The following is a 25,568-nucleotide window of genomic DNA, read 5'->3' as shown; positions in this document are numbered from 1 at the left end:
CATGTCGTGGAAGCGGCTTCCGGGCCAGGTCGCAGAGCCTGTAGTGTTGATTCCGACGGGATTGGTGTGCGTGACGACCGGCGCCACGGCAACGTGCATATAACATCCCGTTGACCGGCGCCATCGTGGCGCGGTCGTGTGGACAAACGGTCCATGCCGGGTCATGGGGCCTTCTCCCGGTTCGGCGCTCTTGAGGCAGGCGGTGCACGAGGCTGGCACCACCGTTCGAACCTCTCGATGACGACCATGCGTCCACCGCAGAAAGAACAAGGCGGGCGGGCGTCAGCCGGTTCTTCCGGAGTGTCGTCTTCGGGCGGCGGAGCGACGTTCAGCAGTTCGCGCGCGAGTGCGAGGCTGGCCTTGCGGGCGGAGCTGGAGAGCAGCCCATAGTGACGGATGCGGTGGAACCCACGCGGCAGCATGTTGAATTTGCGCTCCTGCCTTGCTGCACGGCTGCCGACCGCTGACTTGCTCGTGATCGCTTTCGCTGAGCCGCTCGCGAGTCGAGTGGATCGCGACCGTTACGAAGATATTCTCACCCCACCATCGTCAAAGCGATGCAGATGATCTCGATCAGGGGTCATCCGCACGGCATCCCCCGGTTTCATCTGCTGGTGACCGCCGAGGCGGACAATGATCTCACCGATGTCGGATTCAACATAGGCGATTGTCTCATTGCCAAGATGTTCAGCAATCCGCAGCCTGCCGCCCCACATGCCCTTCTCGTTGTCGATCGTCACGTGTTCTGGACGGAAACCAATGGTTGTGGCCCCTTCCTGACGCGCGGGTTCTCCCGAAATGAGATTCATCCGTGGCGAGCCGATGAAGCTGGCGACAAACTGCGTCTGGGGCTTCGAATACAGTTCCATGGGCGATCCGATCTGCTCCACGCGCCCCGCGTTCATAACGACAATCTGATCTGCGAGCGTCATAGCCTCAACCTGGTCGTGGGTGACGTATACCATCGTGGCCTTTAGCCTCCCGTGAAGGTCGGCCAACTCGACACGCATCTGGGTGCGCAGTGCTGCGTCGAGATTGGAAAGAGGCTCATCAAACAGGAAAACGTCCGGATTTCGCACGATCGAGCGGCCGATAGCGACGCGCTGGCGTTGCCCGCCAGAAAGCGCCGCGGGTTTGCGTTTGAGGAGAGGGCCAAGATGCAGCACTTCGGCAGCGGCCGCTACACGTGCCCGCCGCTCCTCGGCCGGCACCTTGGCGAGCCGCAAGCCGAAATCGACATTCTGTTCCACCGTCATGTGCGGAAACAGCGCGTATGATTGGAACACCATGGAGATGCCGCGCTTCGACGGCTCGTCATGGGTGACGTCTCGACCCCCGATGGATATCGATCCTCGGGTTGGCTGTTCCAGGCCGGCGACCATCCGGAGCAAGGTTGACTTGCCGCAGCCGGAAGGGCCGACCAGAACCGTGAACGAGCCGTCCGGGATTGAGAACGTCAGGTCCGGTATGATTTCGACTGCCCCGAAAGTCTTGTTGATGTGCGTCAGCTCGACATTGGCCATGATTTTCCTCCCGAAATGTTGGTGAAACTTGCGACAGTCATCCCTTAACCGCGCCGCCAGTGAGGCCGGCGACGATGTATTTCTGAGCGGCGACGAAGAAAATGATCGCCGGCAGAATGGTCAGAGAAATGAACGCGAGGATGCGGTTCCATTCTGCCAGAAACTCGCCGCGGAACTGCATCATCCCCAGCGGCCAAGTGAAGAGCTCTCTTGAATTGAGCACGACGAGCGGCAGCAGGAAATTGTTCCAGCTCTGGACGAAGACGAACACACCCACGGTCGCCAGAATCGGCGTGGAAAGTGGCAGGGTAAACTGCCAGAAGAAGCGGACGTAGCCGCAGCCTTCAACATAGGCTGCCTCAAACAATTCCTTCGGCAACTGTTCGAAGAAGCTCTTGAACAGCAGGATCGAAAGGGAAACGCCGAAGGCAGTCTGTGGCAGGATGACGGCCCAATAGCTGTCCAGCAATCCGAAATCGCGAACCTTGATGAACAACGGCAAGATCGCGGTGGCGAATGGAAATACCAGGCCAGCCAGCAGATAGGATTGCATCATGCGCGAGCCGAAGAAGCGGATCTGGGCGAAGACATAAGCAGCGGAAGCGGCGACGATAATGGTCAGGAGCACGGTCGCCAATGAGATAAAGAGCGAATTTCCAAGATAACGCCAGAACGATGGATCGCCGACGAGTCCGGAATAGTATTCCAGATTCCATTGTGCGGGGAGCCCGAAGGGGTTGCTGCGGAGTTCGCCATTGCTCTTGAACCCGCCGAACACCGCAACCGTCAGCGGCCCCAGGACAAAGCCGGTGAAGAACATAAGGACTGCTGCTTTCCCAAGGCCAGGAAGGACACGAGAAGCGTTCATAGCCTGTTACCCCTGCTGCTCTGGCGTTGATAAAGGACGGCAATTCCGACGGCAGCGACGAACAGCATGACGCCCACTGCGCTGCCGAAGCCAATGCGGGTGCGGGTAAGACCAAAGCTGTAGAGATACGTCACAACGGTATGGCTGCTGTTGGACGGGCCGCCATTGGTGAGTGGGATCACCACATCGAACAGTTGCAGAGAGCCGACAATCGCGAAGAAGGCCGAGACGCCGATCGCCGAGGCAATCATGGGGACCTGCACGTACCGAACGACCTGCCACCGCCCGGCCCCCTCGAGCCGTGCCGCCTCAAGCAGTTCCTTCGGCACGCCTTGCAGTGCCGCGACGTAAATCATCATGTGGAAACCGAAATACTTCCAGACCACGACGAGTGTTATGGCTGCAAATGCCCAGTGACGATCGGCAAGAATGAACACCGGCTCCATTCCCAGCGCCCTGAACAGGGCCGCGGCAATTCCCGTATTTCCGTCGAAGACGAAGCTCCAGATCAGCCCCGAGGCAATTTCAGCGAGGATAAAAGGCAGGAAGAAGATCAACCGAAAGAGCGTATTCGCCGGCGTCTTCTCATAAACCAGCAGCGCGAGACCCAACGCGATCGGCAATTGGATGAATATTGACACGGCGAGCACCACGAGGGTGTTGCGCAGCGCCTGCCAGAACACCGCGTGTCCGAGTGCCTGTCTGAAATTGTCGAATCCGACAAAGTCAGTTGGCACGCCATAGCCGTCCCATTTGAACAGGCTGTAGTAGGCGGCATCGATCAGCGGTGACGCGACGAAAAGTGTAAAGAGAACGAGCGCCGGCGGCAGCATGAGAAGGATTGCGCCAACCCTATTTGTAAAGAGCGTGTTGCGGCGCAATTCGACTGCCGGACCCGCGATTGCGACGTCCATCATGATATCCTCCCTAAAGTAGATGCCCTCCTAGGCGCCAATTGACGCCCGATGGGATTGGTTCAGCGCATCGCCCAGGCGTCTTGGACCGACTTGGCTGCTTCCTCCGGCGTGACCACTCCCTGGGCAAGGTCTGCGGCGGCATCATTGATCGTGGCGCCGACATCCGAGCCCAGCGCCTGATCGAGGAAAATCTGATGGAACTTCGATTGGGCAAGGGCTTCGGCTGTTTTGCGGAAGTAGGGATTGGTCATGTTCGCCTCCGACCCCTTGGCGACGGGGATGAACACGCCCTCAGCGCCAGCAACCTTCTGGTTGTCTGCGGAGGTCAGGAACTTGAGGAATTCGACGGCTTCGGGGGGAGCGCCTGCAATCACCGCAAAACCGTTCATGCCCCCAAAGGTATCGCTTGCTTCGCCGGCGCCGCCGACAACCGCAGGAAAACGTATCGTAGCGAGCTTGTTGTCGGGAATGCCTTTACCGCTCACAGAGTTCTGCTTGGAGACCCCGTAGTCCCAATCGCCCATGAGATGAAACAGGGCCTTGCCATCACCAAACAGCCCGCTTGCCTGCTCGAAAGTTGTGTCCATGAAACCCGGCTCGAACGGCTCGAGTGCGATGAGTTCCTTGAAATCTTCTCCGGCCTTGATGAAGGGAGCCGCGGCAAAGCCATCGCCTTTGCCGTCCATCGCTGCAGCCATGCCATCCCTGCCGGCTTCCCGCACCATCAGATAGCCGTAGTAGAAATGCAGCGGCCACTTGTCTTTTCCACCAACCATGATGGGGGTGACGCCTGCGTCTTTTGCCTTCTTGACGGCTGCGAGAAAATCGTCCCAGGTTTTGATGGCGTTGACGTCAATGCCGACCTTCTTCGCGACATCGAGATTGCTCCAGAACACCACGTCGCTGGCATTCACCGGCACGCCGTAGATTTTGCCGCCGACAGTAAAGGCCGCCGTGCCGGAACTGGATAGCGAGGCGGCCCAGTCGCCGGTCAGGGATGCGGATATGTCTTGCAGCACGCCGGCTTTTGCCTGTTGGCCCAGAACGCCGCCCGCCCAACTGTAGATCAGATCTGGCTTCTGATCTGATTGCAGCAATGTGGTCAGCTTTTGCTTGTAAGCCTCATTGGCGATGTATTCGAAATTCACGTGGACGTCAGGGTTGGCTTTCTCGAATTCCGTGATCACCTTTTCATAGTAAGCTTTCTCGTTGCTCGGCACCTCAGGCCTTAGAACCTTCACGGTTGCGTCCGCGAAGGCTGCTGTCGAGCAAAGCGAAATCAAAAGGGCTGCAAGGCCGAGCTTGCGCATGCTGATGGACCGTTTCATCGTTTCTCCTCCAGAGAACAAAGTGAATGAGGCAGCAACGCCTCAGAGCGTTAGAGTGCTGATAGAAAGTGGAGCGAGGGTCAGTGACACAGCTTCACGGTCGCCCCGGACCGTGATTGTCGTCGGAGCGTCGAACGGGTTCTGAATAACATGGACCTGGCTTCCGTCACCGTTCTGGAAGGACAGCGCATTGCTCGCGAGCGGGCCTGCTGTCTTCAGCACTTGGGCACCTGGGCGAACGAAGGCACTGAAGTGCTTCATCACATAGAATTCCGGATTGTAGATCGCCTTTCGGCGGTCCGGATCGATGGTAATCAACGAGTTCTGCTGCCAGCCCCAGGTGCTGGTACCTCGAGGCTCAAGCACCATGTTCCAGTAGACATAGGCTTCGGCGCCGTTGGAGAGGTAATGTTGGATCAGATCGAAAACGTAGTGTGCTTGTTGCCAGGTGTTCGTTCCGTCGCCACATTCATTCTCCGTTTGGATAATCGGCAGTTCCGGGAATGCATGACGGGTACGCTGGACTGCGTGCTTGCCCGCCCACTGGAATCCGGCTCCCTTGATATGGGCGGCCGCTTCAGGATCGGAAAAGATGGTACCGGCCCAACTGTTGAAGTCGCCGCGTTCAATAGTACCGGCCCAGATCTCGGTTGCCAGGCCGGCGGCCATAAAGGCCGGGCCCAGGTGGTCGCGGATAAAGTCCCGCATCTGTGCGCCGGTCCACAAACACGACGGGAACTTCTGGTCTGAGTTCGGCTCGTTTTGGACATGCACTGCGTCGATGAATATGCCCGTCTCGGCATAGGCTTCCACAAAGCGGACGAAGTAGTCGGCGTAGGCTTTTCGATAGCGCGGTTCCCAGACCAGCGTCCCGTAGTTATGCGCTTGTGGGAATTTCATCCATGTCGGCGGGCTCCAGGGCGAGGCGAAGAGATAGAAGTCCTCGCCGGCCTCAGCGCGCGCCGCCTCGATGTAGGGGATCAAACTCCTGCGGTCGCGAGCGATCGAGAACGCGTGCATCGCGAAGTCGCCTTCGGTTTCGTTATGGCTATACCAGCTTTCGGCGTAGTCGCTGGCCCCAATCGGCATTCGGCAGTAATTGAAACCGCAGCCACCCGCTGAAAACAATTCGGCAATCACCGTTTTCCGCTGATCCTCGTCCAGCAACGCCAGCGCTCGCCATCCAAGCTCGTTGAAGCAGCCGCCAAAGCCCTTGAAGTTCTTTAGGACGACGCCCTCGGTCCACAGCGTTGGGGGGCCGTCTGCATCCGCTCGTGCGATCTCGTGCGTGATCCACTGTTCAGTTGGGGAAGACGAAATCCCATTAGGAGACATGGCATTGGACCTTCAGTGCGCAGGTGCCCGTCCGCGCGCACGGATGACCGCGCGCCGCGAAACGCAAAATGCTGTGAACCTATTTGTTATGCGCCGACGCCCTCGCCCGGCTCAGGATGTCCGGAACTCCTCCCGGACGCGCCATAAAATTCCAAAAGCAGCGATTGATCCTTGCAACCCTTCTAAGGCAGGATGCGGTCCGGCGCAAGACATATTTCACTTACTGAAAAAAGAAATGTGACGGAATCTAGAATGGCACTTAAGGGCGACCAACGCACGACGCGGGCGATGAACAGGCGACTGATACTCAATCTTCTCCGGCGCGATGGCGGGCTGAGCCGTGGAGAAATCGCCGCTCGAACCGGGCTCAGCAATGCGGCGATTACCGGCGTCGTGGGCGATTTGATGGAGCAAGGTTTCTTGAAGGAAGGAGAAAGTAGCCAGAGCAGTGGCGGTCGCAAGCCTACACCGGTTCACATCGAATATGGCGCCCGTTTTTCAATCGGGCTCAAACTGATGGAAGGCAGGCTGGAGGCGGTTCTGACTGACCTCTCGACCGCTGCGATTGCCACCTGCGTCGTGCTCCTCGCTGATCTTCAGCCGGAAAGGGTGGCCGCTGCGGCAGACGAGGCGGTCAAGTATCTGCTGCCTGAGGAAAGTGAGCGAAAAACCAAGTTGATCGGGGTTGGTCTGGCCATGCCCGGCCTTGTCGACATCGAAAGCGGCGTCTGCCTGATCTCGCACCGTTTCGGGTGGAAGCAGGTGCCCATCGCCGCGCTTCTGGCGGAACGCCTTCATGTTCCAGTGTGGATCGACAACGACGCCAATGCATTCGCGATCGCGCAGCAGCTTTTCGGCCATGCCCGCCATCGAAGTTCCGCGCTGGTTTTGATCATCGGCACGGGTGTCGGTGCCGCTCTGATCTTCGATGGACAGATCCATCGCGGCGCGCGCTATGCGGCCGGCGAAGTTGGCTTTGCAGTCGATTCCGCGGCGCTCGGAGCGCCGCGCGAGAACCGGCAAAGCTGGGGTAACCGCTTTTCGGAACCCGCGATGGTCAAGGCGTGGCAGGACATTCGCGCTCGCAATGTCGGTGAAAGCCCTGCCGATCTGCAGGAGGCTGCATTGGCCGGGGACCCGCGTGCCGTGGCCTATCTTGGGCAGACTGGACACGACATCGGCATGCGGTTGGTGACCATGATCGATCTCGTCGATCCGGAAGTCGTGATCGTGGGCGGCGAGGCCATCCGCTTCGGAAAATCCCTGGTCGATCCGATGATCGCCGCGATTCAGGAATATTGCTTCGAGACGCCGCCGCCGGTCGAAGTCGACTGGGAAAACAACATTTGGTCGCGGGGAGCTTCGGCGCTCGCCATCCAGCAATTCTTTGATTTCGAACAAGCGAGCGGATGGATAGCCGACGCGGCGCAATAGTGTCGGACCGCGATTGTGCCTTGAAAATTGCCGCGGCTCGTGAGCAGTTTCACCGAGCGGGTATGAGCCGGCACATCTACTCGGCCCTCAACCGCTCCCGCAGGAACCGAAAGTCCGGTCTCCTTCGCTCGCAGCAGATACGTCGCCACAGAGGTTTTGCTGATCTTCAGGCGTTTCGAAACGGCGCGAACCGAAAGGCTCTGTGCCGCCTTTTTCTCATAACCTTGTTGGCAACGTGTTCCAGCGGTGGCTTGCCCGGAATGCGATTAAAAAAAATCCGCCGCTCAATTAAAGGAGCTTCCAGATTACCATCTGAAAGATATGGGGATTTCTCGATGTCAGATCGACAGCGTCATACTGGAAGGCCTGGAATAGACATGATGAGAGCAGACTCTTACGCCCGCTTTCAGTTTTCGGCAACAAACTGGTCACCGAGCCTTGCCGGAGTATCTTGGGGAAGAGGGCTATTACTGTCATACGGGCGTGCCTTTGTCCATCGTCTTTTCTTAAGGCACGGGTCGGGCTCCAGATCCTCGGGCGAAATGGCCAAGCGTTGTACTTTTTTGGTATCGTCGCGTTTTGGGTATGAAGGTCGCGATGTCTTCCGTCACATTCTTATGCCATCATACCCCTTCGCTATATGGCAGCTTAGGTGGGGTGCGAAACTCAACATACCTCCCTTCGATACGCCGCGAATTTGCTGCAAGCTCGTCGAAGTGGTCTTGTCCCACCCCCACCATTCGAAAGGGCGCGCCGAGACAGCTGTAACAGGTCATAGGCTCAAATCCCATCATCGTCGACAAGGCTGCCGCTCTAGGCGCGTAGTATCGAGTGGGTATCCATTCGTTGGATAACAACAGGTAGAAGGTTCGATTTCAACCTCGGCGACGTACCGAGCAGTATGCCGAGCGGCCGTCGGCTCTCAGAACATCCATCGACAATACGGAAAGCAGATTGGTGGACGCCCTCTCCATCGAACCGCATCCCATTAAGCGGAGAACATCATGATTTCACCCTACACGATCAACATCCCTGACGAACGGCTCGCCACGATCAGAGCTAAGGTCGAGGCTTATGACTGGAGCCAGCTGCCGGATGCGGGAGGCTGGTCAGCGGGGGTCGGGGTTAATGACCTCAAGCGGCTCACCGCGTATTGGCGGGACAGCTACGACTGGCGTGCGGTCGAACGGCGACTCAACGCACTCCCCAACTTCATGGCCGACGTGGAAGGCGAGCACCTCCACTTCGTTCATGTGAAAGGCGACGGCTTCAAGCCGCCCGTCCTGCTTCTCCACGGCTGGCCGGGCTCGTATCTCGAGTTCGAGCGGCTGTTGGAGCCGCTCGCAGCGGACGGGCACGATGTTGTCGTCCCCTCGCTTCCTGGCTTCGCGTTCTCCAACCCGATCACGCGCCCGATCGGCCCGCGGCGGGCTGCTGCGCTCGTGCATAGGCTGATGATCCAACTGTTCGGCGACGCGCGGTATTTCATTCAAGGGGGCGATTGGGGCCACGGCATCGCGGCCTGGGCAGCGCATGATCGACCGGACGCTCTGCTCGGCATCCATATCAACATGATGACCGTGCGTGCGGAGGACGCCGCTCCGACGACCGGCGAGGAGAAGACCTTCGCCGCCAAGCGGGCCGCGATTGCCGATCGGGAGCGCGCCTACTTTCACGAGCAGGAAACCCGTCCGCAGACGCTCGGCGTCGCAATGGCCGACAGCCCGGTCGGAGCGGCGGGCTGGATACTTGAAAAGTTCGGCAAGTGGGCCGATCTTCCGACAACCGCCGATGGCGACCCCGACATCTGGAGCAAGTTTTCCGAGGAGGAACTCCTCACCAACATCATGCTTTACATCGCACCGGCATCGTTCGTGACTGCAACTTGGATCTACTACGGCAGCCGGCTTGAGGAGTCGCTGATGCTTCCGGCCGGCGCCCGCATCCAGGTGCCGACCGGCGTTGCGGCCTTCCCCGATCCGGTGTTCTTGCCGCCGCCGCGCTCGTTCGTAGAGAAGACCTACAACGTCGTGCATTGGACCGACATGCCGCGGGGCGGGCATTTCGCCGCGCTGGAAGAGCCGGAACTGATGCTGGCCGACCTGCGCGGCTTTATCGCGACGGTGTCGGGAGCGCGCTCTTGAAGGTGGAGATCTCCGTTTCCGAAGCGCGGCGCGTGGCGCTGGCGTCGAAAGGCTTCAATGCCCTGCGTCGTCACGACCGCGTCGGCCCATCGCGCTGCCGTCACGGGCAAACGAACGGTGGAGCCTCGACTTCGTCAGCGATGCATTCACCGATGGACGGCGGTTCCGCGTCTTGGCCATTGTCGATGACTTTACACGGGAATGCCTGGCGCTGGTCGCCGACACATCCCTTTCGGGTCTGCGCGTCACGCGGGAACTCGATATCGTCATGGCCAAACGCGGACGCCCGCACATGATTGTCTCGGACAACGGCACGGAACTGACCTCAATGGCAATCCTCAGATGGTGCCAGCAGACACGTGTGGAATGGCACTACATCGCACCGGGAAAGCCGATGCAAAACGGCTTCGTGGAAAGCTTTAATGGAAGTTTCCGCGATGAGTGTCTCAACGAAACACTGTTCTTGTCATTGCTTCAAGCCAGAGCCGAGATCACCGCATGGAAGGAGGATTACAATCCTGTTTCATAACGCCCATCTTTCTATGTTGTTGAAGAGAATAAGTTTTCCTGATCGGGATGCGATCCTGTGGGGTGTCGAGGGTTCTGCCGGACGCGATCGAGGATCTGACGCGCTTCTGTTGTCGCGAGTTTTCAGCGGCTGAATATCCATGGGCCATCGGGTAGCGGATGGGTCGCCTCAATCTCGCCTGCCTCGGCCGCCAGACGCAGCGTCTTTGGCGTTATTCCGAGCAACTTCGCCGCGCCGCCCAGATTAAGCCACGGCTCGATCCGTCGATCTGGGGGCGGAAGACCGGAATCTTGCGATATGATCTCAGCGCAGTGACCCGCTCCCGTGTCCGGCGATTGCCATTGCCGGTCGTCAGTCCGTTGCGATTGAGGACACCGGCAATCACATCGTCATTGGCGATAAGGACGAGCTGTCGCACAGCGTCGACAATGTCGTCAGGCGTCGCGTTTCTTTGCCCTCGGCGTCGCTTCGGCAGGCGCAATTCGGTGTGGACGCCACCAACCCAATGAATGACGAGGGCAATCTCAGAAGTTCCATCATCGAGATCGGCAACTACTTCATTGATGAGCGTGCGCACGATGCACCAACGCTCCACAGACCGCTACAAGCAACCAAGGGTCACCAGTTGAGGCCGAACGCCGTTTTGTCGCCCGTCCAACCGGTCTTTATCAGGAACTGCTCCCAGGTCAGGCTTGAGAGATTGATCCGCCTGCTCCACGCCAGGTCCCGGTCTTTCCGAAAATATCCGTATTCAACCGCATATTCCGCCATGCCGATGTTTTCTCGAACGAGCTCAGGATTTTGCCCGAACTCCGGAAAATGACGAACCAGCTCATCAGGGGAGTAGGCGGATGCATACACAGCCTTCCGGCCCGTGACGCGCTTGAAGGTCTCGATCATCTCGGCCGGCGATAGGATGTCGCCGATGATCGGGAGCGTTTGCCCGGCATAGGTTTCGGGATGGTCGAAGATTTCCAGAACGGCTGGCCCTGTCGCCGTCAGCGGATCGACGAAGGGTGCTCGGAAATGCTCCGGCAGATAGATTGGAAAGACGAGCGTATCGCCCTCTTGGCGCGGCGTATAATATTCGAGAAGGTTGGTGTAGAAGAACGCGAGCTCGACGAATGAGCTGCGAACAGGAAAACCCTGGATATAAGCCCCGACGCGCGCCTTGTCCGTGAAATGCGGCGCGAACTTCGAACCTCCAGTGATCTCATCGACGTTTTCCAGCGTGCTGAAGACGATGTGATCAACACCCGCCTCCATGGCGGCATCTGCCAGATCCCTGCCGATATCGAACTCGTAGGTAGCTGGAGGGGCGACGACTGGGGTCATCAGGAAGGCGCCCTGCGCTCCCCGAAACGCTTTCACAAAATCGCTCCTGTGGTTGATGGCAAGCGGTACTGCAATGAGCTCAGCGCCCTGCTCTGCCAGCTTAAGGGCCGCAGGCGAGTCAGTACGACTTGTCATGGCACGAACGTGATACCTTCCACTCCCCAGCAACGACTCCGTCACGCTCCGGCCCTGCTTGCTCAGGCTGCCTGCGACGACAATGGTAGGCTTTTGATCAATCGACATGTGTATCTCCATCACTTTCCTGGAGCAGCGCAGTACGGCACTCCCTGGAGGTTTTAATCGCAACCCACAGGCCATATGTGAAATCGATTGATTTATGCGTTACTATCCATCCCATGGATATGAAGCGCATCGACCTCAACCTCCTCGTCAGTCTCGAAGCTCTGCTTGTCGAACGAAACGTCACGAGGGCCGCGGCTCGGCTGCATATGAGCCAACCGGCCCTCAGCGCGCAGTTGAACCGTCTTCGCGATCTCTTCAAGGATCCCCTGCTCGTGCCAGCGCATCGTGGCATGGTGCCGACGGCGAAGGCCCTCGAACTGATCGAACCGCTCCGAGCCTCGCTGGACCAGCTCCGCAGCACGCTCCAGGGCCATGACAGCTTTGATCCCGCGACCGCCGAACTGACCATCTCGATCGCGTGCACGGACTACGTCGAGGCCGTCGTGGTGGCGCCTCTGATCGTGGCGCTGCGCAAAAAGGCGCCCACCCTCCGGCTTGCGATACACCGCTTCGCCCCAGCCAGGTTATCGCAGCAACTGGCCGACGGCGATGTCGATCTGGCCATCGCCACACCGGAGCCTGGGCAGGCCCACCTGCGTACCCGGCACCTCTTCGAGGAGAGCTATATTCTCATCGGCCGTTCCGGCCATCCGCGGATAGAGAAAGGAGCGACCGCAGCGGGCTTCGGCCGACTTGAGCAGGTCATCGTGTCACCTTCAGGCGGTGGTTTCTCGACGCCGGTGGACGCCACCCTACAGGCACTTGGTCACTCTCGTGCGATCGTTGCGTCTGCCGCCTCCTTCCTGGTTATTCCGAGCATCGTCGCCAGCAGCGATCTTGTCGCGCTGGTACCGCGACGTCTGATGCGGGGCCGCATGGCCGAGGTCGCGTGGATAGACGTCCCATGGCTCTCGGAGCGGTTTCAGGTGGAGCTCATCTGGCATGAGCGCACCCACGGGCATCAGGGCCAGCAATGGATCCGCGAGCAGATCCACGATCTCGTGGTCTCTAACTCGCCGACCGCCAGGCTTTGATCGAAATCCTCCAAGTCCGGCCCCAAACAAATCGGCTTCCGGTCGGTGATGCACCGCCGACCCACCCGCTCGAGGCTCGGCACTCTTTACACCCGCATCCAGCCCCCATCGACGACAAGCGTCTGCCCGGTCACAAAGCGAGCGTCCTAACTCCCGAACTCGTGAGCTTTGGCTGCCGAAATTTTCTTGATCAGGTTCCAAAGATGCTTCACGTTGAATTCATCTGTAGTTGGAGCTCCGATCGAAATCCGGACCATCCAACGACCATTCACTGCCGCCGGAGTGACAAATGCCTCACCTGAAGCGTTGACCTCCTCGGCCCAGGCACGCGTAAAATCGTTCAGCCGCTCCCCCGGAACATTCTCCGGCTGATATCTGATGCACACCGTCTGAAGGTTTACCGGCGCTACCAGATGCCAATCGGGCGTGCTCGCAATCTCGACCGCAAGGCTTTTTGCCAGATCGAGGTCGCGGCGCAATCGAGATTGAAGGCGAGATACGCCCTGCTCTCGGATCAAAAACCAAAGTTTCAGGGCTCTGAAACGTCGGCCAAGGGGGATCCCGGTGTCGCGGAGATTGCGAACCAGACTGTCGACTCTTGATTGAAGGTAACTCGCGTTTGTCGACATGACCCTTTGCAGATGCTGCTCATCGCGAACGAAATAGAGAGAGCAGTCGAAGGGCACCCCAAGCCATTTGTGGGGATTGATGACGAGGCTGTCGGCAAGCTCGATTCCAGCCCACATCCAGCGACACTCCGGTAGGATCATCGCATTGCCAGCCATTGCAGCGTCTACATGAAGCCACACACTGTGATCGCGTGCGATCGACGCTATCTGCGAGAGTGGGTCAATCGATGTCGTCGCTGTCCCACCGATTGCCGCAACAACTGCACACGGCTGCTTCCCATTGATCTTGTCGAGTGCGATCGCCTGCTCAAGCAGATCCGCTCGCATCGAGAAGGTTTCGTCCACCTCGATATGCCTGACATTCAGGCGCCCAAATCCCGCTAGCAGGGCCGCCTTTTCGACAGAGGAGTGAGCGCTGGCTGAGGTGTAGACAATGAGATTTTGGCCATCTTCTTGAAACCCGTCGCGGGTCATCGAATAATTTGTGCTTCTCTCACGCGCACACAACAGCGATACCAGGGTGCTCGTGGATGCGGTGTCATTGATGACGCCCATCCAGTTTGCGGAAAGACCAACCATCTGTCGGAACCAGTCGACAACGACCTCCTCGACCTCTGTAACAGCGGGTGACGCCTGCCAGGACAGGCCAAGCACACCCAGGCCCGTGCTGACTAGTTCTCCAAGGATCCCCGCACCCAGCGAGTTCGAAGGAAAGTAGCCAAAGAAGTCGGGATGTTGCCAATGCGTAACATTGGGCAACACGATCGAGTTCAGGTCGCTGATGATCCTCTCGAAGGGTTCCGGCTGATCCGGCGCGGACCCCGGCAGCAGTGCTTTGATGTCCCCGGGCTTTGTCGGCGGCTGCACGGGCCGTGTCTCGATATTCTCGTAGTAGTCAGCTATCCACTCTATCAGTTCATGACCGTGGCGGCGAAAATCACTCGGGTTCATATCGGATTCATATCCTTCTCATTTTGCAGTCGGGCCGAAGACGTCCGGCCGGAACGGGTAAAGGTATTGATGTGGCTGATTGAGGTGATGCCGGGTTGCCTATCAGCGCAGAAGTTTTCCGGATCGGGGACAGGTCAGGGTTCCTGGCCGAACCTCTGATCTGCGACGACCCGACTGGATCAAGAGGTGCTACTCACTATGCCTTCTTCGCCACGACCATATACGCTCTCGTCGGCAGATGGATAACTCCGCCGACGTCAGCATAGGCGTCGAAAGCCGCTTTTAGAGACCTCTGCAAATTGCTTCTCTCGATGTCATCGAGGCCAGCATATCCGGGAAAGCTCCTGAACATCGGGTCGCACTCGTCCACGACGTCGACGGACAAAAATGGAGACCAGTCCGCCTCGGCCGTCTGCGCCCTGACATCGACGCATCCGGCCTCGAGCAAGCCTTCTTCCAGCGACGCCGGGGAGAACATCGGGAACAGACCCGGTGGCCATAAGTCCCTGTTCGGGAAGTGCTGGCGAAAAACGCGGTGGAGCAAATGCGCCGGAGAACAGTCGTCGAGGTTGGTCCACATGGTGAGCGCGATAGACCCGCCCGGACGGACGACGCGAACCATCTCGTCAAGCCCGCTTTGCCACGTGGGATAAGCTAGAATTCCGAAATTGGAAATAGCCACATCGTAAATGCCATCGGCCATATCGAGAGCCACAAAGTTCATGATCCTGGCGCTCGATCGCGGATACTTCTGAAGTCTCTCGTCGGTGCGTTCGATCATTGCTGGCGCCAGATCGACCGCCACAACCGAGGCGCCCCGCTCAGATGCCGCTTCAGCCAACCCTCCCGTCCCTGCGGCAACGTCGATGACAGACAGATCTGTTAAAGGCTCCAGTTCGTCCAGGAGCTGCACGGCAAACGGCTGCGTGGTCCGCTGCCCCATGCGCTCGTAAAGGTCGGTGCCATTAAGGGCGGAATTTTTCGTCGAGGTCATGATGTGCCTGTCTCCGGTTGATGAGGCGGGTGGTTTGCCGACGCGCAAGCGCTTGGGCGCCAGTTCCGAACGGGCGAGGATGAGGTTTGCAAATCCGCTGAGCGCATGTACTGCGATGTGATCGGGATCGGCCGCCAGGGTAGCCTGCAATGCCATGCCGGTGCTGGGCCGATGCGCTGCAAGACCGTAGACCGCCTGCTCGAACGCCTTTCTCGCATCGGTGCTGCCGCTGCTGGTGTTCAGGTAAGCATCGCGGCTCATTATGCGCTCCTTGTGAGGCCGGTCCGGGACAGGATCTGCATCGGCCGTCGATGCGACCAACAAGAGCGTCTACGTGGAGTGGTGGGACGTTGTTACAGCGCCTTCGATATTTCCATCCGGGGCTTAGCCCGCCTTCGGAACTATTGCCGACGGGCATGACAAAACGGTCCTCTGAAACGAGCCCATCGATCTAACAGCCTCAGCAGAATGTACCCGCTCAGGCCCGCAATGATTGATCCACCGAGAATCCAAATTTGACCCGATCCTGCATAGGATAGAGGCGGGAGAATTCGGCGATCAGCGGGGCCAGGAACACATTGGCGAAGCCCCGGCATCGATGCCAGCAAGACCCTGCTAGGCTGAGCCAGCATATCGCCGAGCTGCTCATGCGTCGCCGGCCAGACCTCGTCGACGAGCGGTTACAACCGTCGAAGTAGATCTCGCCCGCTTCAGCCAGCTCGATCTTGTACGTCGTTCGGTGGAGCGGACCATCAGCTTCGAATTCGACCTCACGCCGCGGCGAGTTGATCTGGTGAGCAAGCCCATCGATGTAGCGATCCGAATGGGGGAGTCGCCCAGTTCCGGCCTGATTGCACGTCAGATCGCTCGGCTGCCCGAAACACGCCTGCTGCCGGCGAAGACGCAGCGCTTCATCGATTTCCGACGGCAAAAAGCAGAGGTCGATTACCTGCTTTCGCGTCTCGCGAAACGCGATAAACGGACCGTTTTCTAACTCCGCTAAGCGCTGAACTCGTCCGCACCGATCCAGCCCTTCATGGTATGGTCGATAATGAGCGCCGTTTACATCGGCGTCCTCACTGTTGAGGGCTTCGACGAGCTTGCCCAACTCGAGGTCCTGCTCCTTGACACAGCGCTGGATGGCCGCAGGCCGATCGCCTTCTCTAATGCGTTAATCCGTCGAGACAGCGAAGAGTGGGGATGTCGATAGCATCCGCTGCCCGCGAAGCCCTTGGCTTTCACGACTTCGACGGATATCGCCATAACGTTCGTTAGTTCTTTGCTCATTGCTGCAATTGTGGATCGGTGAATTCAATTTTTCCACCTTTATCCCAAATCCGCGTGGGCTCATATTCAGCCTTGTCCCGTCGGTGACGTGTCTGTGGGAGACGCGGCTGCTGCTGTACCTGGGGAGGACTAACCCCACCTTGGTAGGAGAATGACTTGAGCGCGTTACAAGACAAAATCATCCTAGTTACGGGGGCGTCGGGAGGCATCGGACAGAAAGCTTCCGCTCTCTTCGCCGCAGCGGGCGCCAAGGTCATGATGCTTGACCTCAACGAACAGGCCTTGACCGAGGCGGCTGCGAAAATCTCCGCCGAAGGCAGAGTGGTCGAACCGATCACAGTCAACATTACAGACGAGCACCAGGTTTCCGATGTGATCGACGGCATTGTCGACCGTTATGGACGGCTCGACGGCGCATTCAACAATGCCGGCATCGAGCAAAGCAACAAGCCCTTGCATGAATTGCCGCTGGCATCCTGGAACAAGGTGATCGCGGTGGACCTCACCGGCGCCTTCTTGTGCATGAAGCACGAGATCCGCGCTATGCTCGCCAGCGGAGGCGGATCGATCGTCAACACCGCCTCCGGCCTTGGCGTCGTCGCGGCCGAGGCGGCCTGCGACTATATCGCCGCCAAGCACGGCGTGATCGGGCTGACTAAGGCTGCGGCGATCGACTATGCCAAGAAGGGCATTCGCGTCAACGCCGTACTGCCCGGCATCGTCGAGACCCCGATGATCATGCGACTGTCGACCGAACCGGCATTCACCTCTCAATTTGAAGCGATGCGCGAACGCCATCCAATGGGTCGCTTCGCGCAACCGGGGGAAATCGCCGCCGGCGTGCTCTGGCTGCTATCGGACGCCTCCAGTTTCGTAACCGGAGCCTCGATTCCGATCGATGGCGGGTACCTGGCTGTCTAGGCCGGCAAGCTGCCCCCTCCGCGAGCTCTTTGGGTTTTGAGGGCATGGCAGGTATGCGGGTGAAGGCTGCGGACGCAGTTGTGCCTTAACAACCCACCGCAGATCCCGTCGGCTCCTCTATCCACTCCTTGAGTTTCTTGAACGTGCTGTTGACGTTGGCGCTTACGACACCATCGCCGAGATAGTTATGTCGATCTTAGCTGGCGCCACCAGAGTTGACGCTGACATTTATGGTCGGACGGACCGACATCCCTACACGGAGCCGCTGAACATCTTCCTGATCGTCATCCAGCTTTATGCGTACTGGCAACCGTTGTATGATTTTTGTAAAGTTTCCCGTCGCATTGTGAGGCGCCACCGCCGAGAAACTGACCCCGCTGGCAGGTCCAAGGCTTTCAACCCGTCCCTTAAGCCTTACGCCCGGAAGTGCATCAACGCTCAAGAGGACTGGCTGACCGACTTGCATGCGGCTTAATTGCGTCTCGCGAAAGTTGGCTTCCACATAAATCGCATCCAGAGGAACCAGCGTTAGCAATGCCTCGCCCACGCGAGCATATCCACCGACACGAGCCTCGAGCTGGGCCACCACACCGGAGACAGGCGCTGTCACCCGCGCATATGACAAATTCAGCTCTGCAGTCGCTTTCGCCGCCTGAGCCGCCAACAAATCGGCTAACGCCTTTTCCAGGTCGGCATTCAGAATGCCGGTTTGTTGTTCCGATGAATGCAGACCGGCGACATCTCTATCAAAGGCGGCTCGCTGGATATCCCACTGGGCCTGAGCCTCTTCCCTGGACCGGACGGACCCTGTCCCTGCGCGGGCGAGGCTAATGGCACGGTTGCCATCAGCCTCCGCAAATCTAAGATTAGCCTCTGAGGCAGCAACAGCCGACCGAGCTTGCTCAATAGTGCTTTGCTGGCGCGCGATCTGAGCCTTTAGGCTATCGACATTCGCCTCGGCTCCGGCAATATCTGCCTGCGCTTCGTTGAGGGAAATACGTAGATTGCGTTCATCAATATTGACAAGGGGAGCGCCGGCCTGCACCCGTTGATGGTCAGTGATCGCCACCTCCGTGATGAGGCCCGTGACTTGCGGGACGACTATGGTGAAGTCGGCCTGAACATATGCATCGTCCGTGCTTTGCTCGGACGTGAACCGCCCCGGGTTGATCGGAGGCTCCAACTCCTGAGAAGGTGGAGCCATGACAAGCAAGACGACCAACAAGTTCTCTCCCGAGGTCCGAGCCCGTGCGGTGCGGCTGGTTCTGGATCACGAAGGCGAGCATGCCTCGCGGTGGGCGGCGGTCTCGTCGATCGCCGCCAAGATCGGCTGCACGGCGCAGACGCTGCATGAGTGGGTGAAGAAGGCCGAGCGCGACAGTGGCGTGCGAGCCGGTGTGCCTACGGATGTGGCGACGAAACTCAAGGCTTTGGAACGCGAGAACCGCGAGCTTCGCCAGGCCAACGAGATACTTCGCAAGGCTTCCGCGTATTTTGCCCAGGCGGAGCTCGACCGCCGGTTCAAGCCATGATCGCGTTCATCGACGATCACCGCCAGGCGCATGGGGTCGAGCCGATCTGCAAGGTGCTGCCGATCGCCCCGTCGACCTACCACGACCATGTCGCCAAGCGCATCGATCCCTCCCGGCTGTCGGCTCGGGTGAAGCGGGATGAGGCTTTGAAGGATGAGGTCCGACGCGTGTTCGAGGCTAACTTCCGCGTCTACGGCGTTCGCAAGATCTGGCGGCAGTTGCAACGCGAGGGCTTCGATGTCGCCCGCTGCACGGTTGCCCGCCTGATGAGGGCCATGGGCCTCGAAGGCATCATCCGCGGCAAGCCGATCCGCACCACGGTGAGCGACAAGGCGGCACCATGCCCTCTCGATCACGTCAATCGCCAGTTCCATGCCCCGGCGCCGAACATGCTGTGGGTCTCCGACTTCACCTACGTCGCGACCTGGACGGGCTTCGTCTATGTCGCCTTTGTCATCGACACCTATGCGCGAAGGATCGTCGGCTGGCGGGTGAGCCGGACGGCGCATGCCAGCTTCGTTCTGGACGCTCTGGAACAGGCTCTCCATGATCGGCGGCCCGTGCAGGGAGGCGGGCTCATCCATCACAGCGATAGAGGCAGCCAATACGTCTCTATCAGATACACCGAGCGCCTGGCGGACGCCGGCGTCGAACCTTCGGTGGGCAGTGTCGGCGACTCTTACGACAATGCTCTCGCCGAAACGATCAACGGTCTTTACAAGGCCGAGGTGATCCATCGACGCGGACCCTGGCGCTCATTCGAGGCCGTCGAGTTCGCCACGCTCGAATGGGTCGACTGGTTCAACAATCGCCGGCTGCTGGAGCCCATCGGCAACATCCCGCCGGCCGAAGCCGAGGAACGCTACTACGCCATGTTGGATGAACCAGCCATAGCCGCGTGACTCAAACGAAACGGCCTCCGGAAAACCAGGGGCGGTTCAGACGCGCTGGCTTCAGGTCGATTGAGAATGAAGTACGCTCCGGCCAAGGTGGCGACGACAATAAGGCCGACAGCGGTGCGAAAGCGATTGCTGGTGTTCATGGGTGCGCTTTTCAAAGTAAGGATCACGAGGATACGCCCGTCGCTAGGAGCGGCGGCGCAGTCTGGGAGGTACCGCCCACTATCGGGGGAGGAATGTATCGAAGGCACAGGACCAGCGGGATCAGAACCAAGGCCAGTATGCCGAATATCCGGTAGACATCCGCTGTCGCCAGAACGCTGGCCTGCTGCGTCACCACATCCCCCAACGTACTAAACAACGCGTCTGACGATGGCAGCCTTGCCATTTGATGACCTGCATGGTCGAGCAGCATTTCTGAGTGGAATTGGCTGCGCACTGCTGTCACCTGGCCGATCAATGCACCACCAAGCGTGGTGCTGAAGACGCGCAGGATATTGACAAGCCCCGCGACGAAGGGGCCTTCCCTAGGCTGAACCACGCTCGTTGCCAGGAACAACAGCGAGATTACCGCCATGGGCTGACCAACGGCTTGCAGGACCTCAGCCGTGATGAACTGCTGCACCATCCATTCGTCAGTGATGCCTGAGGCCTGCCAACAGGCAACCGAGATACAGGCCAATCCAGAGGCGAATACATAACGCGCGTCGACCCATTTGCGATAGAGCAGCAGTGCAACGCATGGCCCGAGCACCAGTTGCGGCAACCCGACGATCAGGCCAATTGAAGCGCTCTGCCCGATGCGGAACCCCTGAAGGTTAGCCAGTACATTCGCCGGGAAAGTCACACTGGTAGAAAGCGTCATTAGCAGGAACAAAAAGATCAGAAAGCTCAACCATATGTTTCGACGCTCGAGCAGTTGGAGGCGTATAAAGGGAGCCGGGTGCCGCCACTCACTGACCAGAAACAGCGCAGTGAAAACGGTGCCGACCCCAAGAGCAGCAGTGATCAAAGGCGAGTGTAGCCACTCCAGACGCACGCCCTGATCCACGCCAACGACGACCAGGGCAAGGCCGGGCATTCCCAGAGCCATGCCTAGCCAGTTTCCTTGCCTCAGTCGTGGTAACTCAAGCGGCATTTCGGGAATGCCCCAGGCAACAAGTCCAGCTGCCAAAAGACCCGGAGGGATCACATGCCAGTAGACCCATCTCCAGTCTTCAAGACGATCAACACATAAGGCAGCAATCCATAGGGCGACATTGGGTGAGCATGTCGCTGTCAGCGCAAATAGCGCCAGCCCGTAAAGCCTAAGTGGCGGCGGCAGAAAGCGCAACGCGGCCATCATCAGCACAGGTATCATCGCTCCTGCGACCATCCCTTGAAATGCGCGTAATCCCAACAACAGATCTAGATCTTCAATGGTGGGTATGATCGCGGATATCGCCAGCGCACAAGCCAGCGTCGTCAGATGGAACCGCCGCATGGAAAACGTAATCGCGAACCAGCTTGCAAACGGCATGGCAGCCAGTTCACCAGCGGAATAGGCTGTAGTGAGCCACGATCCGTCATCCCGTCCGACCCCAAGAGCTCCCTGGATATCGGACAGAACCAGACCAGGCACCCGACCGATAAGACCGGCCGTCATCGCAGCCAGCAAAATCCCCATGAGGCCAAGCGCCAGACGCGTGCTGAATAGCGGTTGAGGCGCCGCGCCCGATGGCGGTGAACCGGTTTGAGGCGTGCCAAGCTCGCTCATGGCATCGCTCTTTTCGAGGAGGCGGGCTGCGTTCGTTTGCACAGAAGCAAGCTCCGAATAAATCCATTCGTATCTCCTGCCGCCGACCGCGCCGCACTTGGTCTATTCGCGCGACCGCATTGCAGGGTTGGGAGCGAGACGATGGGCCGACGGCTTTGGGACGGATTATTCATCGAGTTCCTCGACTGCGAGACATTGATGAGGCTCGGGCAGAATGAGGGCTGTCACGCCGCCAATGCGTTCCCGCTGAACATTCCTCCCTTAAATGTAGGTGCCGCGCGATCCGTGGTGAACAAAACCAGGTCGCTTTGCTGCTGGGCGACTATTTCGCGCTCGCTTCCATCAATGAGCAGGCTCTCGCCTGTTTTCAAAGTGACGTCACCGACAGAGACCTGACCCAGGAAAACATAAATCAGCCTGCTGATCTCACCTGCGGGCGCTGGTGGCAGCCCCGTTACCTGACCTGCGCTGATGCGGTTATCGTGCACCCAGGCCGGTGCACGAAACGTGAGGGGGGCATCGGATGGACCCGCGATGAGCCGCCAGGCATTTTCGCTATATGGGGAGGCTAAGTCGTGAAACTGCACAATAGGATCAAGATCGCTTTCGCTCGGGCGGACAAAGATCTGCAGTCCTTCCAGAACACCGCCGTCGACCTGGACCTGCTCTTCGTGCTGGAAGGTGTGCCCGGCGCTCATCAGCATGAGGCGGGTATTGAAGACCGGCTCTGAATGGCCCTCCGTATCCAGGTGGAGTACCCTGCCGCTACGCAGGTAGGTAAGGATTTCGTCGTCCTTGTGCGGGTGCATGGATACCACTGTCCCCGGCAGGACCCTCGCATGATCGATCCGACCGATTGCGCCAATGCCGCTGTCGCCTTGGTCCCTGCGCGCGAGGCCCGGCCAGAGAATCTCGATGCCGAAGCCGCCAGAGCCGTGTTTGCGCTTCATCGAACGCTCGAGTTTGACAGGCTGGTTCATGGCGATGTCCTTTCTTCAAACGTCGGGAGCGCTGCCCGCCAACGCGAGGTATGGTCAAAGAGTCGGGTAGTCGACGTAGCCAGTAGCGCCGCCGGCATAGAAGGTGTTGCGGTCACCGTCGTTCAGAGGAGCGTTCTTCTTGACACGTTTCAGGAAGTCGGGGTTTGCAAGAATAGCCTGACCATAGGCTTCCATGTCTGCAAGACCCGACTTGACGTCTGAACCTATCTGCTCGCGCGGCCGGCCTGGTCGGTTGACAACCAGCACTCGCTTAAACAGCTTGCGGATGTCTCGGAGAAGAGGCTCGTTACCCACATGCAAGAGGTGCAGGTAGGCAAGATTCAGCTGGTCCAACTCTTCGATCAGATAGCGGTATAGATCCGGACCATCGGCACCCTCATCGATTCCGTTCATGGGAACGCCCGGCGACAGCCGAATAGCTGTACGCTCTGACCCGATGTCTTGCGCGACGGCCCTTGCTATCTCGATTGCGAAGCGGGCTCGGTTCTCGATTGACCCACCGTATTCGTCCATCCTGACGTTCGCGCTTGGGGCGATGAACTGGTGGACGAGATAGCCGTTGGCACCATGAATTTCCACACCGTCCGCTCCGGCCTCGATGGCGCGGCGCGCGGCCAACCTGAAATCCCCGATGGTTTGACGAATCTCCTCAATGCTCAGGGCGCGTGGCTCCGGGATGTCGAGTATCCCCTTCATCGTGAACATCTGAGAACCGGGCGAAATCGCCGAAGGGGCCACAGGCTGGCGGTGATGGGGTGTGTTGTCCGGGTGCGAGACCCGGCCGACATGCATCAACTGGATGAACAGGCGACCGCCTTTGGCGTGCACAGCGGACGTGACCGCACGCCATCCGGCAACATGTGCATCGGTGTAGATGCCAGGCGTGGACAGATAGCCTTGCCCGTCATCCGACGGCTGCGTGCCTTCGCTAATCGCCAGACCAACAGCGGCACGCTGGGCATAGTATTCAGCCGCGAGATCGCCGGGTGTGCCGTCGGGTTTGGCACGGCTGCGGGTCATCGGCGCCATTGCGAAGCGGTTGGCCAATTCAGTTCGACCCAGTTTAATAGACTGCCAGATGTCCGTCATGTTGTTACCTCAAGATGCTCGATGGAGGACTTCCGATGCTGCCGTGAAAACAGCATCGGGAGGGAGGGCGCCGAAGGACGCTTCGCTATGGTATTAAGAGTGGGTCTCAGCCCATCAGAGCATGAACGAGCTGCCCACCCTCGGCTGTGCTCCAGCTACCGGCCAACTCGGCGATGAGCTGATTGGTGCTCGTCAATGTCGCGCCAGCGCGCTCCATACGACGCAAGGCAATATCATCGGCGATTTTGGTGGGCGAACCACCGGCGTCGGCGACAACCTGCACTTCATAGCCGCGACCAACGAGCGTCAGCGCCGGATAGACCGTGCACACGTCGTTGGTAACTCCTGCCAAGATCAGCTTCTTGCGGCCGGTCGCCGTCACGGCCGCCGCAAACGCGTCGTCATCCATCGCATTGACGACGCCAGCCCGCTTGATGCGGGCAGAGAATTCTGCTGGCAGGATGTCTTCGAGTTCGCTTAGCAGCGGTCCTTGAGGAGCGTCCTCCATGCTGGAGGTCAATACTGTCGGGATGTTCAGAATCTTAGCTGCCTTCGCGAGTATGATCGCGTTCTTCTTCATTTCCTCGAAGGTCGTGGAGCCAACCCATCCCATGGTGCCAACCTGGTGGTCGATCAGCAGCATCGCGGCGTCTTCTGCTTTCAGTCTCTCGTAGGTCATTGCGCTTCTCCGTGACTTGGTTTTCCAAACTCCAGCAACATTCACCGTGGGGCGTTCGATCGCTGATGAGCGCATTGTCATCGATATCATTTTCGAGATAAATAGGGTCTGGCGGAATGGAATATGCCATTATTGGAGCAATCGATGAGATCTTTGGACGACATGGCATTGTTCGTGGAGGTCGCTAAGGCAAGGAGCTTTAGGGGTGCCGCGGAAATCTTGGGAATGCCTAACTCGACACTTTCCCGACGCATCTCTCGCTTGGAAAACGCTATCGGTTTGCGTCTTTTGCACCGGACAACACGCAAGATCGAGCTGACAGAGGCAGGAGAAATCTACTACGAACGCTGCAAGCGCATCGTGCAGGAGGCCAGGCTTGCCCACGAGCAACTCGGCCAGATGCTAGCGCAGCCTACAGGCCTCCTGCGGGTCACTCTGCCTGTCGATTTCGGCCAGATCTTTCTCGCGCCCCTGATAGCTGATTTTGCTCGTCGCTATCCGGGCATCACCTTCGACTTCGACCTTTCCCCTCGCCGGGTGGACCTGGTGGGCGAGCCCGTTGATGTGGCGATCCGGATGGGTGAATCTCCTGACTCCAATCTCATCTCGCGCCTTCTGTTTCGCTTGCCGCGCATGCTTTACGCCGCGCCGGCTTATCTTGAACATGCCGGCGAGCCCAGTCATCCAGACCAATTGAAACAGCATCAATGTCTACGACTGCACACTGGCGAAGCCGATACATGGAAGCTGCATCGGGGCGTCGATACTATCGACGCCAAAGTGGGCGGCCGATTTATGATGAACAACGTTGGCATGATCCAGCGTCTCTGCACGCTTGGAATGGGCGTAGCGGTACTTGCCGAACGCGTTGCCGCCGCCGATGTCGCCAACGGAGCCCTGCAGCGAATCCTGCCCGACTGGCAGGCCACAGCTATCGCCATCAATGCCATTACTGAAACCAGACTACTGCCGGCGAAGACGCAGCGTTTTGTTGATTTTCTGAGAGAGCAATGGCGGTGAGCTGGATGACTCCCTGATGGCGGAGCTTCATCACGTTGTATGGCTTACGCTGGCGCGCTCACCGCGCGGATCTGCCAGCCAACCTGCACTGGGGCGGGCCGGCGTGCCAGAGCGGACCTT

At 58.9% G+C, this 25,568-nt stretch carries 21 protein-coding genes, 2 pseudogenes and 1 other annotated feature; of the genes and pseudogenes, 7 read left to right on the top strand and 16 right to left on the bottom strand.

The genetic code is table 11. The features are described from left to right. Positions 1–161: 161 nt before the first annotated feature. The 6 genes and pseudogenes from NKI20_RS33695 to NKI20_RS07670 form a co-directional block, all read right to left on the bottom strand. A pseudogene (locus tag NKI20_RS33695) lies at positions 162–425 on the bottom strand (IS91 family transposase); the annotation flags it as partial. 96 nt (positions 426–521) lie between these two features. Further along, positions 522–1,523, bottom strand: a complete 1,002-nt coding sequence (locus NKI20_RS07690; protein ID WP_352829568.1) for an ABC transporter ATP-binding protein — start codon at positions 1,521–1,523, stop codon at positions 522–524. A gap of 37 nt (positions 1,524–1,560) precedes the next feature. Further along, positions 1,561–2,343, bottom strand: a complete 783-nt coding sequence (locus tag NKI20_RS07685; protein ID WP_050593900.1) for a carbohydrate ABC transporter permease — start codon at positions 2,341–2,343, stop codon at positions 1,561–1,563. A 44-nt stretch (positions 2,344–2,387) separates the two neighbouring features. Beyond that, on the bottom strand, positions 2,388–3,308 hold the full coding sequence (locus tag NKI20_RS07680) for a carbohydrate ABC transporter permease (protein WP_032996096.1): 921 nt from the start codon (positions 3,306–3,308) through the stop codon (positions 2,388–2,390). 59 nt (positions 3,309–3,367) lie between these two features. Beyond that, entirely contained in the window at positions 3,368–4,618 is a 1,251-nt protein-coding gene (locus tag NKI20_RS07675; RefSeq protein WP_352829567.1) for an ABC transporter substrate-binding protein, read from the bottom strand. A gap of 60 nt (positions 4,619–4,678) precedes the next feature. Then, positions 4,679–5,971 carry a glycoside hydrolase family 30 protein gene (locus NKI20_RS07670; RefSeq protein WP_352829565.1) on the bottom strand — a complete coding sequence of 431 codons (1,293 nt, stop codon included), beginning with the start codon at positions 5,969–5,971 and terminating at the stop codon, positions 4,679–4,681. A 252-nt stretch (positions 5,972–6,223) separates the two neighbouring features. Here NKI20_RS07670 and NKI20_RS07665 point away from each other — a divergent pair, with 252 nt between their 5' ends. The 3 genes and pseudogenes from NKI20_RS07665 to NKI20_RS07650 form a co-directional block, all read left to right on the top strand. Beyond that, positions 6,224–7,405 (top strand): ROK family protein, encoded by a 1,182-nt coding sequence (locus tag NKI20_RS07665; RefSeq protein WP_023725021.1) that lies wholly within the window; start codon positions 6,224–6,226, stop codon positions 7,403–7,405. A 1,004-nt stretch (positions 7,406–8,409) separates the two neighbouring features. Then, a complete protein-coding gene (locus tag NKI20_RS07655) occupies positions 8,410–9,549 on the top strand; it encodes an epoxide hydrolase family protein (protein WP_352829563.1) in 1,140 nt (379 codons plus the stop codon). A 79-nt stretch (positions 9,550–9,628) separates the two neighbouring features. After that, positions 9,629–10,066: pseudogene (locus NKI20_RS07650) on the top strand (integrase core domain-containing protein); the annotation flags it as partial. 223 nt (positions 10,067–10,289) lie between these two features. On the opposite strand, the gene NKI20_RS07645 reads toward NKI20_RS07650, so the two are convergent. Then, positions 10,290–10,655, bottom strand: a complete 366-nt coding sequence (locus tag NKI20_RS07645; RefSeq protein WP_352829561.1) for a hypothetical protein — start codon at positions 10,653–10,655, stop codon at positions 10,290–10,292. Positions 10,656–10,696: 41 nt separating this feature from the next. After that, complete coding sequence (locus NKI20_RS07640; protein WP_352829559.1) at positions 10,697–11,656, bottom strand: NmrA/HSCARG family protein; 960 nt, start codon at positions 11,654–11,656, stop codon at positions 10,697–10,699. A 119-nt stretch (positions 11,657–11,775) separates the two neighbouring features. On the opposite strand from NKI20_RS07640, the gene NKI20_RS07635 reads away from it, so the two are divergent. Beyond that, complete coding sequence (locus NKI20_RS07635; RefSeq protein WP_352829557.1) at positions 11,776–12,690, top strand: LysR family transcriptional regulator; 915 nt, start codon at positions 11,776–11,778, stop codon at positions 12,688–12,690. 146 nt (positions 12,691–12,836) lie between these two features. Here the strand turns inward: NKI20_RS07635 and NKI20_RS07630 are convergent, their stop codons facing one another. From NKI20_RS07630 to NKI20_RS33690, 3 genes are all read right to left on the bottom strand, one after another. Continuing rightward, a complete protein-coding gene (locus tag NKI20_RS07630; protein WP_352829556.1) occupies positions 12,837–14,270 on the bottom strand; it encodes a pyridoxal phosphate-dependent decarboxylase family protein in 1,434 nt (477 codons plus the stop codon). A 196-nt stretch (positions 14,271–14,466) separates the two neighbouring features. After that, a complete protein-coding gene (locus NKI20_RS07625) occupies positions 14,467–15,525 on the bottom strand; it encodes a methyltransferase domain-containing protein (protein WP_352829554.1) in 1,059 nt (352 codons plus the stop codon). Positions 15,526–15,742: 217 nt separating this feature from the next. Then, positions 15,743–16,372 carry a hypothetical protein gene (locus NKI20_RS33690; protein WP_502898048.1) on the bottom strand — a complete coding sequence of 210 codons (630 nt, stop codon included), beginning with the start codon at positions 16,370–16,372 and terminating at the stop codon, positions 15,743–15,745. A 335-nt stretch (positions 16,373–16,707) separates the two neighbouring features. Between NKI20_RS33690 and NKI20_RS07615 the strand changes: the two genes are divergently transcribed. Beyond that, positions 16,708–17,472 (top strand): SDR family NAD(P)-dependent oxidoreductase, encoded by a 765-nt coding sequence (locus NKI20_RS07615; protein WP_023725023.1) that lies wholly within the window; start codon positions 16,708–16,710, stop codon positions 17,470–17,472. Between the two features lie 196 nt (positions 17,473–17,668). On the opposite strand, the gene NKI20_RS07610 is transcribed toward NKI20_RS07615, so the two are convergent. Then, on the bottom strand, positions 17,669–18,694 hold the full coding sequence (locus NKI20_RS07610; RefSeq protein WP_352829552.1) for an HlyD family secretion protein: 1,026 nt from the start codon (positions 18,692–18,694) through the stop codon (positions 17,669–17,671). On the opposite strand from NKI20_RS07610, the gene NKI20_RS07605 reads away from it, so the two are divergent. After that, positions 18,675–19,906 (top strand): IS3 family transposase gene (locus tag NKI20_RS07605; RefSeq protein WP_352829550.1). Its coding sequence is split into 2 segments (ribosomal slippage): positions 18,675–18,966 and positions 18,966–19,906, totalling 1,233 coding nucleotides; the frame shifts between segments, so codons are not numbered across the junction. The two genes, NKI20_RS07610 and NKI20_RS07605, sit on opposite strands and share 20 nt — an antisense overlap. Further along, positions 18,959–19,075: a sequence feature (AL1L pseudoknot), on the top strand. Its footprint overlaps the gene before it by 117 nt. Before the next feature lie 163 nt (positions 19,907–20,069). Here NKI20_RS07605 and NKI20_RS07600 read toward each other — a convergent pair. The 4 genes from NKI20_RS07600 to NKI20_RS07585 form a co-directional block, all read right to left on the bottom strand. After that, a complete protein-coding gene (locus NKI20_RS07600; RefSeq protein ID WP_352829548.1) occupies positions 20,070–21,659 on the bottom strand; it encodes an MFS transporter in 1,590 nt (529 codons plus the stop codon). 224 nt (positions 21,660–21,883) lie between these two features. Next, positions 21,884–22,639: a pirin family protein gene (locus NKI20_RS07595; protein WP_352829546.1), complete on the bottom strand. Its 756-nt coding sequence runs from the start codon at positions 22,637–22,639 to the stop codon at positions 21,884–21,886. A 54-nt stretch (positions 22,640–22,693) separates the two neighbouring features. Further along, positions 22,694–23,749 carry an alkene reductase gene (locus NKI20_RS07590; protein WP_352829544.1) on the bottom strand — a complete coding sequence of 352 codons (1,056 nt, stop codon included), beginning with the start codon at positions 23,747–23,749 and terminating at the stop codon, positions 22,694–22,696. A gap of 106 nt (positions 23,750–23,855) precedes the next feature. Then, positions 23,856–24,428: an isochorismatase family protein gene (locus NKI20_RS07585; protein ID WP_023725028.1), complete on the bottom strand. Its 573-nt coding sequence runs from the start codon at positions 24,426–24,428 to the stop codon at positions 23,856–23,858. Positions 24,429–24,572: 144 nt separating this feature from the next. Between NKI20_RS07585 and NKI20_RS07580 the strand changes: the two genes are divergently transcribed. Continuing rightward, a complete protein-coding gene (locus NKI20_RS07580; RefSeq protein ID WP_352829542.1) occupies positions 24,573–25,448 on the top strand; it encodes a LysR family transcriptional regulator in 876 nt (291 codons plus the stop codon). The last annotated feature ends 120 nt before the right edge of the window (positions 25,449–25,568 follow it).

The sequence above is a fragment of the Mesorhizobium sp. M0830 genome, from assembly GCF_040319965.1.
Lineage (GTDB): Bacteria > Pseudomonadota > Alphaproteobacteria > Rhizobiales > Rhizobiaceae > Mesorhizobium.
Note: the sequence above shows the minus strand (reverse complement) of the source record. Positions and strands in the feature narration are given on the sequence as shown.